Here is a 10,395-nt window from a genome sequence, read left to right as displayed (position 1 = left end):
TACTGGCACCTACACATCATTGTTACTAGCTTTTATGTTGTGAATTTTATTGTGTCTTTTTTTTTGTAGAGAAAGCAAAGCGGAATAGAATTTTTCTTCGGGTTTTTGGGGTTGAAGGGATTAAAAAAAAAAAAAAAAAAAAGGGGGGGGGGGGGGGGAGTATAGTTTAAGGCAACTTTAGAAGAGCATATTGAGAATAACAATGGATTTTGTCGCATTATTACAACAAGGTAATGGATGGTTTTTTATACCCAGCGCCATTTTATTAGGAGCGTTACATGGATTAGAGCCAGGACATTCAAAAACGATGATGGCGGCGTTTATTGTGGCCGTAAAAGGAACAGTGAAGCAGGCGGTTATGTTGGGGCTGGCTGCAACGCTTTCCCATACGGCGATCGTATGGATAATTGCTGCGGGTGGGATGTATATAAGCCAAAGATTTACTGCAGAAGCTGCGGAGCCATGGATGCAGCTTATCTCTGGGGTAATTATCGTCTCGACGGGTTTATGGATGTTCTGGAGAACGTGGAGCGATGAGCGAGCTTGGCACAACGCTCATAAGCAAGCTCGAGACTGGAGAACGCAAGTTGTCGATACTGGTCATGGGCATCTATCGCTTTCTATCGTAGAAGAAGGGCATCACTGCCGTTTTCAATTACGCACACTTAACGGTAAGCCTTTAACGGCTGAAGACGTTAAACTAGTGCTACCCAACGCAATCAGACAGCCTTCTGATATTTATCACTTTATTGATCGCGATGGCTATTTGGAATCCGCCTCCTGTATTGAAGCCTCTGATGATTTTTTCGTCACGTTGATGGTCGGGCACCATGATCACACCCACGATTTCGAGGTGCATTTTCATGCGGATTCCCATTCGGAAGGTGAGAATAAAGAGTACCAAGATGCTCATGAGCGTGCTCACGCTCTAGATATTCAAAAGCGCTTTGGCGATCGAGATGTTACCAATGGACAAATACTTCTGTTTGGTTTGACTGGTGGGTTAATACCATGCCCGGCGGCGGTCACTGTTTTACTCATTTGTTTGCAACTTAAGGCCATGACACTTGGTGCAACCTTGGTGGTGTCGTTCAGTATTGGTCTAGCGTTAACTTTAGTTGCGGTTGGTGTTGTCGCGGCAGTGGGCGTTCAAAAAGCAACATCGAAGTGGAGTGGTTTGAACGATGTGGCTCGTCGTGCACCTTATCTATCGGGGATCTTGATTAGTGCCGTTGGTATGTATATGGGCATGCACGGGTTTACGACGTTAATGAGCTAAGCTCTGTTGTAATTATTACGTCGCTTTTTGTTTATTAAAGGTAGCTCTTTCATGTTGTGGATGATTACTAAGTACGCGTTAACCGCAGGAATAGTGGTGCTGATATCTGAAGTTGCCAAGAGAAGTGATAAAGCGGGAGCGCTGATTGCCGCGCTCCCGACGGTCACTATTTTAGCTTTAATTTGGATGTATATTGAAGGGCAAGGTCAGGAAAAGCTCGCGAACCACGCGTTTTATACTTTTTGGTATGTACTGCCTACATTGCCGATGTTTCTAGTTTTTCCTTTCTTACTGAGCCGATATTCGTTTTGGTTCTCTTTGGGAGTTTGCGCCATTATTTCAATCGTTTGTTTCTTCATTGTGACCATCGTTATTAAAGAGTTTGGAATAGAATTAACTTAATTGAGCAAAGGAGAATTGTAAGAATATAGGTCGAAGCGCTCGCTTATTTATATTTTCAAGGCTCTAACTAGAACTCTTTTTTTAACTCTCGATGCTAGTGTGGCCGCTTACTTGAAGTTAGCGATTGCTCTCTTGTCTTTCAGCCAAACCTCGTAGAAATGTGACGTTTTGAAGACTTTTCTTCCTTCATTCTAAAGTTATCGGTAATCAGGCAGATACAGTGGCTACAAAGTTACGTCTAGCTTTGCCAGGCAGGCTAAAAATACAGTTTGTGTTGGTTATAAGAGGCGAAAGGCTTAACGCTCTGTCGCGAGCATCACATTGAATTGTACCGAGACAATTAAAATGAAAAGAATCATCTTATTAGCCGTTTGCGCCATGTTTGGTATTGCTGTCGTGGCAAGTATGGCATCAACGTACCTAATTTCGAGTCAGAAAATCGATGACATCATCTTAAACAAATCCCAAGTTCAAGCTGAGTTTTTAGCAGGAAATGCAAGTTATATTTTGGAGAACTCAGCCAACCCAATGCAAGACTTACAATCGCTCGTTGAGGGTTTGAAACAACGTTCAGACGTAAGCTATGCAGTCGTAATTGATCGCAATGTGACGGCGGTTGCTCACAGTGATAAGCAAAAGCTAAATAAAACCTACAATGATAACTACACCGTTGAAGGTGCAACCAAGGGTGTACAACAGTATTCAAAGTGGTATGCCGATGTCCAGAAAGTGTGGGTGTTTGATATCATGGCGCCGATCTACGTGAATGGTCAGTTGTACGGCACGTTTGATATTGGTATTCCTATTACAGAAGTAAGCCAAGCGACGAATGGAATTATTACTTCCCAACTGATTTCCATGGTGGTGATCTTCGTTCTGTGTGTTTTGGCTCTATCGCTGCTACTCAACAAGCTGATGCGACCGCTCTCTGCGCTTAAGGAGGCGTTGCAAGACATCTCGAAAGGTGACGGAGACTTAACGGTTCGTTTGCCAGCAAAAGGTAATGATGAAGTCGCACAAATTTCTTCGGCGTTCAACGTGTTTGTTGGCAAGGTACATGAAATCATTACACAAGTTGTAAATACTGGTGTGGATCTGAATGGTTCCGCTGTTGCGCTGCGTGGACAATCTCAACAAGCGCTTGCAAGAGGGCAGGAGCAGAATGAGCAAACCATGTTGGTTGTCACGTCTATGAACGAAATGATCGCGACCGTCAACGAAATTGCGTCAAATGCTGCTGGTGCAGCGAGTGCTGCGAGCACGGCAAGTAATGAGACTCAAGATGGCTACAAGACGCTAGAACGCACCAAGACGGCGATGACGAATCTTGAAAACGAGATGAACAGTACTTCCAATATTATCGTAAGTCTTGCGGACAACACTCAGTCGATTGGTAGTATTCTCGAAGTCATTAGAGGGATCTCTGAGCAAACGAACTTATTGGCGTTAAATGCCGCTATTGAAGCAGCGCGCGCCGGTGATGCCGGACGAGGTTTCGCCGTAGTGGCAGACGAGGTTCGTAATCTTGCAACTAAAACGGCTCAGTCCACTGATGAAATTGACAACATGATCCATCAGTTGCAAACCGAAGCCCAAAGTGCGGTTAATTCAATGAGTAATAGTAGAACCCTAATTGAAGAAGGCGCTGCAGAAACGGAGCTCGCTCGACAAGCACTAGAGGCTATTGCAGATCAAGTGACCACCATTTTGGATATCAATACTCAGGTGGCAACGGCAACAGAACAGCAATCGACGGTAGCAAATGAAATTAACATGAATATGGATACCGTCAGTCACTCCGTGAAAAACGCGCTAACGGCGAGTGAGCAATTGGAAGAATCAAGTCAACAACTTGCGGAATTATCGAGAACTCTCGATCGTCACGTAGGAGCGTTTAGAATTTAAACGCCAACGGAAATCCTTTTGCAAAAGCCAGTAAATCTCGATTGCTGGCTTTTTTATTTGAGAAAATCGAATGTCGATTTGCTCTACCATGCCAGTTTTTATAGTTATTGGGATAAATGATTAGTGATTAACTAGACGTTAAGTTTCACGAGTTGTTTTAAGTGCTCAACAAACATAGAGATTTTCTTGGCTAAGTGCTTTCTAGAAGAGTAAAACGCATAAAGCACTAAATCTTCAGGTTCGTATTCTAGAGGGATGACTTCAAGCTTGCCGCTCTCGATCTCGTCTTTGCATGACTCTATTGGAAGTATTGCGTATCCAAGCCCTGATAACGCGCCAGATTTAGCGAGATGACCACTGTTTACTTTGAACGATGATTGTACTGTTTGCGTAATATGACCTCCGTCGGGATTTTTAAACACCCAGGGAGCGCCATTTACTGCAGTAAGTGTCGTGATACAGGGAACATGATTTAAATCCGTAATTTTGTAAGGGCTGGCGTACTTATTAAGCAGTTGAGGCGCAGCCAAAATAGCACTGGGCCAGCGTTTGATTTCCCTTGCCACCCAATTGCTGTCAGACAAAGTCCCTCTATGAAAACTTAAAATGACATCAAAGCTATCAATAACATCATCTTTAGGGTTTAGCGTTGTATCGCAAGACAAAGAGATTGACGGGTATTGCGTGCAAAAGGTGACAACCGCTTTGGCCTGTACAGGTGTGTCTGGCATAAGAATACGTAGCTCTCCCGTTACGGTGTGTGAGTGGCGAGTCACGGTTTCTAGCGCGTTGTTGAGTTGTTCTAATAGTGGACGAGTGCTGCTATAGAGTTCTTCTCCAGCCTCGGTAGGCGTCATTCGCCTTGTCGTTCTATTGAACAACCTGATGTTTAACTTTTCTTCAAGCAGGGCAATATGTCGGTTGACATTCGATGTTGGTATATTCAAACACTCAGCGGCTCGCTTAAAGCTGTTGTTCTCATAAACACAGTGAAAACTTTTTAACCAGGTTTGGTCGACGTTATCAAACATTCTATTGTCCCACTTTATTGGATTATCAAGCCAGCATATTGCACTTTATCCTCAGACTGAGTTGCATACAATTTTATTTAAAAGTCAGAGCGGGCAACCGATGCAGATGTCCTGCTACGAGGTGATAAATAATGAGGTACTCATGAGTTGGCTAGAAAGGTTATTTGAGAATAAAAATATAATAGGTTCGCGCAAAGCGTCTATTCCTGAGGGCGTTTGGACAAAATGCCCTGAATGTGAACAAATACTTTATCGCGCGGCATTAAAAGAGAATTTGGAAGTATGTCCTAGGTGCTCTCATCACATGAGAATGGCTGCACGTCAAAGGTTGAACACTTTTCTGGATCATGGAACACAGCAAGAGTTGGCAAGTGAGTTGGAACCGCAGGATATTTTGGGTTTTAAAGATTTAAAACGATATAAAGAGCGAATTGCCATCGCGCAGAAAACGACTGGAGAAAAAGATGCCTTGGTTGTGATGCAGGGGAAGTTGCTAGGCTTGCCTGTTGTAGCTTGTGCGTTTGAATTCTCTTTCATGGCTGGCTCGATGGGGGCGGTGGTTGGCGAGAAATTTGTCCGCGCCGTTGAAACTGCGATTAATACAAAATCTGGGCTAGTGTGTTTTTCTGCTTGCGGAGGGGCGCGCATGCAAGAGTCTTTGGTAGCACTAATGCAAATGTCAAAAACCAGCGCCGCGTTAAACCATTTATCTGAGCACAGATTACCCTATATCTCAGTATTGACGGACCAAACTTATGGTGGCGTCTCAGCGAGTTTAGCCATGTTGGGAGACATCAATATTGGTGAACCTAAAGCAAGCATTGGCTTTGCGGGAAGGCGTGTTATTGAACAAACGGTACGTGAAAAGCTACCAGACGAGTTTCAAAGAAGTGAGTTTTTATTGGCACATGGTGCATTAGATATGATTGTAGACAGACGTGAAATGCGTGATCGCGTTGGCGGCTTATTGGCTAAGTTAACCAACGCGAGGGTGGTCTCAGAATAGGGGGATCGAAATGGAGTACTCGCAGTTTAGTCACTATCAAAATTTTTGATTAGCTCATCATGAATATGTCGCCTCAGGTTTTTGTGAGCAATATTGTACTCATCTCGTTTATGATAAATGATCTTATAGTCAATAAGTTGATTATTGATCGGACAAGGCAATATTTGTAGTTTGAGGACATCTTGCCACTCTCGAGCAAAAGATAATGGTAAGATGCCAAGGCAGTCTAACTTAGATACGCTCAGTACCATCCCAGATAGCGAGGTAGTGGTCATGCGAATGTGTAAATTTTTCACAGGATCGTTCGTTGTCCAACCAAGGTTCACGGCGTGATTGTGCGTATCAACTAGTACACAGTGTTGCTCTGCATAAAACATCGATGCGTTGAATGTATTGCCAGTAATGCGTGGGTGTCCTTGGCGACAAATCACCACGGCAGGTTCTTTGTACACTGATTGACTCTCAAAAGAGGTTTCTCTGACGGGGAGAGTGTCGACAACCAGATCCACTTTATGTAAGCGAAGATCGTCGAGCAAAAAGGGGTGAGAAACCGGTGCGCAACGAAGAGAAAAGTTGTGAGATGCAGTCAGTCTGGGAAAAGATGGTTCGGTGCAGCATACCTGAAATGTAGCTTGTTCGACAACCGCATCGTTGATCATGGCTAATGCCTGTCTGAATAATGGAATCCAATGGTGAGCGGTAGAGGTTAACTCGATGTTTCGCCCTTTTCTAACAAAAAGAGTTTTGTTGGTGAGTTGTTCTAGCCGTTTCATCGCGGCACTAATTGCAGGTTGTGTTAATCCCAAGTGTTCCGCCGCTTTGGTGTAAGACTTGTATTCAACGACAACAAGAAAGGTATTGATTAAGTTAAAATCCATTATGTTTTGACCTTTGGAATATAAAGGACTGGACGATAGGCCACTCATAGTGGCAGTTATTTCATGTAAAGCGGTGGGGAATGCATGATTTTTTGTGCTAATAATAAAAAGTGAATGCCAACTCATGAGAAGTTGGCATTGTTCGTCTATTATTTAATTATTGGTTGAGTCGGTGCGATCTCTAGGTCCACTTTCTCAATCTCGCCATTAAATCTGAACGGCGCTTTTTCTGTGTAAGCAGGCATCACAGGAGCTCCTAAATCGACACCAATATCCAAAGTTTCTGTACCAGAAAAACGTACAGGGACAACGTGATCAACAGCACCAGAACCTACTTTTTTATCATTAATGTATAATTCTACCGTTCCTCCGGTTGTGTCTTTCAGTCGTTGGAATGGTTTTTGAGTATAGATTGCAGATAGCTTTGATTTTCCATTAGGAATAGTAGTTTGCGATGCAATGGTATAATAGTTTTTGCCAAAGTAATTATAACCATATACCAACTTACCATCGTCTAGGTAGAGGGAAAGACCTGCGGCACTTCCTCCCATTGCTAAAAGCACACCATTGGGTTTTTGTCCTTTTGGAATGGTCACATACGCATCAATACGATGGTCGCGCTGATAGACATCTGGGGCGGAGCCTTCAGGTATACGAGTGACATTTGCAGTATAGCTAAACTTCGTTCTCCCTTTTTCTAGTGATGGACGTTCTGCATTTGTGAAACGTTCTGCAAATCGGTCATCAAGAGGGTAGACTTCATTGATCTCAGCTTGTTTGTCGAATTCCTTGATCATTTCTTGCAGTTTATCTGGCATTTTATCGGCTAGATCTACTGCTTCTGAGAAGTCTTTCTCAACGTTGTAAAGCTCCCATTTAGAATCGTTAAAGCCTTTTGAACCACTAAGCTGCCAAGGAACCCCGTGGAATGAGGCGGCTACCCATCCATCTTTGTAAATTGCGCGGTGACCACCGGTTTCAAAGTATTGAACAGTGCGGTGTGATTTCACTTCGGGATTATTGAAAGTATACATCATACTCGTGCCAGCCATTGGTTTTTGCTTCACGCCGTTAACCGTTGTTGGCGCCGGCAGTTTTGCTGCTTCAAGAATGGTTGGTGTGATATCCACAACGTGGTGGAATTGACTCTGAATCGTTCCCGTATTCTTAATTTTCGCTGGCCATGAAACCACCAAGCCGTTGCGAGTACCACCAAAGTGAGAAGGGACGCGTTTCATCCATTTGAACGGGGTGGAACCTGCCCATGCCCAGCCAACTGGGTAATGGTTTTCATGCTTTTCATTCCCGAGTTCATCCATGTATTTTAATTGAGATTCAACAGTATCTGGCACGCCATTCTGTGTCATAACGTTGTTGGTTGTGCCCGTTGGAGAGCCTTCGGCACTCGCACCGTTATCGCCTACAATATACATGATCATGGTATTGTCAGCGTCTGGCATGCTTTCTATTTTATCGAGAAGTCGACCCACTTCGTAATCGGTATAGGCTAGAAACCCTGCAAAGACTTCCATGTGTCGCGCATACAGTTTTTTCTGGTCTGGGCTCAGGCCATCCCATGCTTCGATTTCTTTTGGTCGTGCGGTAAGTTGGGTGTCTTGTGGGATGATGCCCATTTTTTTCTGACGCGCGAAGACTTCCTCACGGTATTTATCCCAGCCCATATCGAATTTGCCTTTGAACTTGTCAATCCACTCTTTTGGCGCGTGAAGTGGAGCGTGGACAGCGCCCGGTGCAAAATAAGTGAAGTATGGTTTCTCAGGTGCAATCGATTTTTGTTGGTCTATCCACTTAATCGCATTATCGACCAAATCCTCGTTGAGCTGATAGTCATCTTTGGGCTTTTTGGTAAGTTCAACTGGGGTTGTATCGTTGAAAAGTTGAGGTTCCCATTGACTGGTTTCCCCCCCTTGGAACCCATAAAAATGTTGGAAACCAAGACCTGTCGGCCATTGTTTAAATGGTCCAGCTGGAGAAGTTTCCCAGTCTGGCGTGTTATGCCATTTACCAAATGCGCTGGTGCTATAGCCATTATCTTTCAGTACTTCTGCAATGCTAGCTACTGATTTTGGCCAGATAGAATTGTAACCCGGAAAGCCTGTAGAGAGTTCAGAAATTGTGCCAAAGCCAACTTGGTGGTGGTTACGCCCAGTGAGCAAGGCCGCACGAGTTGGGGAGCTGATACCAGTGGTGTGGAAGTTGTTGTAGGTCACACCACGCGCGGCTAGCTTATCGATATTCGGTGTAGGAATAAGGCCACCAAATCGACCTGCTTGGCCAAAGCCCAAGTCATCTAACATGATCACCACAACGTTAGGAGCGCCTGCTGGCGCCTTAATAGGTTGGGGGTAATCTGATTTGGATTGATCAAAGGACTTACCAACTTGACCATTGAATTCGGCCGTTTGTTGGATAGGTAGCACAGTGCGGTCAATTGTATGCGCGGGCGCAGCGTAACCTGAAGCTGACATAATCAAGCTGGTGAGGGCGACCACGGGCTTTATTTTGGTTTTCATAAAGGTTCCTTAGAGTTGTAGACGTTGTTGGAGTGGAGCGTGGTGGTTAACCACTTTGCTATAGAATTTTTTTAAGCCAGGACACAAATAATTAAGCCCTGGTTCACCTTTTGTGGTTTTGGTAAAACGGTTTTTAGGACACTCGCCAAAACAGAGAGACAGAAAGAAACACTGACGACAATCGGACGGTAAGTCGTTGGTTTTGGATGTGCCAAAAGCTTGTTGCTTGCTTGAAAACACCAAATCGCCCATGTGAGTGTTGGTGATGTTGCCAAGCTTATATTCGGGGTAGACGAAATGGTCGCAAGAATAGATGTCGCCGTTGTGCTCAATAGCAACGGCCTTGCCACAAAACTCAGCGGAAACACATTTTTGGGCGCCATAGCCAAACATCTGTGAAATTACGTTCTCGAACTGGTCGATGAATACTTTCCCAAAGTCATGCTGAAACCACTCGTCCCAGATGGCAGTTAAGAACGTTCCCCATTGTCCTGCGCCAACAGACCATTCGGTTACGTAAGCATCTTGTTGTTTAGGTGCTAATGCTGGGTTGCCGATTTGAATGAGCGTCTCTTCATCCCACTTTATTGGAGCGTTATGCGCAAACTCTTTTGGTTCTACACAAGGAATAAACTGAATGACTCGAGGTTGCACATCATCACGGAGAAAACGATAAACTTCTAATGGGAAAGCGCCGTTGTCTTGGTTGACCACGCATAACGCATTGAACTCGATTTGAAACTGTTTTAATAAACGAACTGCCGCCATCACCTTGTCAAACGAAGACTTTCCTGAGCCGCTTAAGCGGTGTTGATCGTGAAGATGCTTTGGACCATCTATGGAAATTCCGACTAAGAATTGGTGTTTTTTTAGAAATTTACACCACGTCTCGTTAAGCAAGATGCCATTTGTTTGCAGATCATTGAGAATGGTTTGTTTAGGCTTTTTGTAACGCTTTTGCAGTGCGATTACTTTTTCAAAAAAAGCTAATCCCATAAGTGTGGGTTCGCCACCTTGCCAAGTGAATATGACCTCATCGCCAGTTTGCGCTTCAATGTATTGTTGGATATGTCGTTCTAGCGTTTCATCACTCATTTTTGCTTGATGGGTTTGCTCCAATAACGATGCTTTATGTAGGTAAAAGCAATAGGTGCAATCTAAATTACAACGTGATGCAGCAGGCTTCGATACAGCATGGAAGCGATAAACATCATGACCGAGCTTAGGAAGTTGTAGTTTTGGTGAATAAATACCCGTGACGTTCTGATTTTCTACTGTCATATCGGTTCTCATCTAGGTAAAGAAGACCGAAGTAGTGTAGAGTGTGAAAATTAATCATTCACGGAATACCTAGTGTGAC

8 protein-coding genes are annotated in these 10,395 nt (G+C 44.0%); 4 read left to right on the top strand and 4 right to left on the bottom strand.

Annotation, left to right across the window (positions count from 1 at the left end):
• Positions 1 to 202: 202 nt before the first annotated feature.
• From D8S93_RS15230 to D8S93_RS15220, 3 genes are all read left to right on the top strand, one after another.
• Complete coding sequence (locus D8S93_RS15230) at positions 203 to 1,279, top strand: nickel/cobalt efflux protein RcnA (RefSeq protein ID WP_152814034.1); 1,077 nt, start codon at positions 203 to 205, stop codon at positions 1,277 to 1,279.
• Between the two features lie 51 nt (positions 1,280 to 1,330).
• Entirely contained in the window at positions 1,331 to 1,681 is a 351-nt protein-coding gene (locus D8S93_RS15225; RefSeq protein ID WP_152814032.1) for a DUF3147 family protein, read from the top strand.
• A gap of 345 nt (positions 1,682 to 2,026) precedes the next feature.
• A complete protein-coding gene (locus tag D8S93_RS15220; RefSeq protein ID WP_152814030.1) occupies positions 2,027 to 3,586 on the top strand; it encodes a methyl-accepting chemotaxis protein in 1,560 nt (519 codons plus the stop codon).
• Positions 3,587 to 3,717: 131 nt separating this feature from the next.
• Here the strand turns inward: D8S93_RS15220 and D8S93_RS15215 are convergent, their stop codons facing one another.
• On the bottom strand, positions 3,718 to 4,617 hold the full coding sequence (locus D8S93_RS15215) for a LysR family transcriptional regulator (RefSeq protein WP_152814028.1): 900 nt from the start codon (positions 4,615 to 4,617) through the stop codon (positions 3,718 to 3,720).
• A gap of 142 nt (positions 4,618 to 4,759) precedes the next feature.
• On the opposite strand from D8S93_RS15215, the gene accD reads away from it, so the two are divergent.
• The gene (gene accD, locus D8S93_RS15210) at positions 4,760 to 5,623 is read left to right on the top strand and encodes an acetyl-CoA carboxylase, carboxyltransferase subunit beta (RefSeq protein WP_047008421.1); all 864 of its coding nucleotides are present in this window, start codon (positions 4,760 to 4,762) and stop codon (positions 5,621 to 5,623) included.
• Positions 5,624 to 5,649: 26 nt separating this feature from the next.
• Here accD and D8S93_RS15205 read toward each other — a convergent pair whose 3' ends face one another.
• The 3 genes from D8S93_RS15205 to D8S93_RS15195 form a co-directional block, all read right to left on the bottom strand.
• Complete coding sequence (locus D8S93_RS15205; RefSeq protein WP_152814026.1) at positions 5,650 to 6,501, bottom strand: LysR family transcriptional regulator; 852 nt, start codon at positions 6,499 to 6,501, stop codon at positions 5,650 to 5,652.
• A gap of 149 nt (positions 6,502 to 6,650) precedes the next feature.
• Positions 6,651 to 9,035, bottom strand: a complete 2,385-nt coding sequence (locus tag D8S93_RS15200; protein WP_152814024.1) for an arylsulfatase — start codon at positions 9,033 to 9,035, stop codon at positions 6,651 to 6,653.
• Positions 9,036 to 9,044: 9 nt separating this feature from the next.
• Positions 9,045 to 10,316, bottom strand: a complete 1,272-nt coding sequence (locus tag D8S93_RS15195; protein WP_152814022.1) for an anaerobic sulfatase maturase — start codon at positions 10,314 to 10,316, stop codon at positions 9,045 to 9,047.
• Positions 10,317 to 10,395: the final 79 nt, after the last annotated feature.

The organism is Vibrio sp. VGrn 2, assembly GCF_009361695.1.
Classification (GTDB): Bacteria; Pseudomonadota; Gammaproteobacteria; order Enterobacterales; family Vibrionaceae; genus Vibrio; species Vibrio diabolicus.
This window is presented reverse-complemented; position numbering and strand designations above follow the sequence as displayed.

What these genes read in the sequence shown, in the direction of transcription:
- D8S93_RS15230 (WP_152814034.1), top strand. Translation starts at nt 203, where the DNA reads ATGGATTTTGTCGCATTATTACAACAAGGTAATGGATGGTTTTTTATA.
- D8S93_RS15225 (WP_152814032.1), top strand. Translation starts at nt 1,331, where the DNA reads ATGTTGTGGATGATTACTAAGTACGCGTTAACCGCAGGAATAGTGGTG.
- D8S93_RS15220 (WP_152814030.1), top strand. Translation starts at nt 2,027, where the DNA reads ATGAAAAGAATCATCTTATTAGCCGTTTGCGCCATGTTTGGTATTGCT.
- D8S93_RS15215 (WP_152814028.1), bottom strand. Translation starts at nt 4,617, where the DNA reads ATGTTTGATAACGTCGACCAAACCTGGTTAAAAAGTTTTCACTGTGTT.
- accD (WP_047008421.1), top strand. Translation starts at nt 4,760, where the DNA reads ATGAGTTGGCTAGAAAGGTTATTTGAGAATAAAAATATAATAGGTTCG.
- D8S93_RS15205 (WP_152814026.1), bottom strand. Translation starts at nt 6,501, where the DNA reads ATGGATTTTAACTTAATCAATACCTTTCTTGTTGTCGTTGAATACAAG.
- D8S93_RS15200 (WP_152814024.1), bottom strand. Translation starts at nt 9,035, where the DNA reads ATGAAAACCAAAATAAAGCCCGTGGTCGCCCTCACCAGCTTGATTATG.
- D8S93_RS15195 (WP_152814022.1), bottom strand. Translation starts at nt 10,316, where the DNA reads ATGACAGTAGAAAATCAGAACGTCACGGGTATTTATTCACCAAAACTA.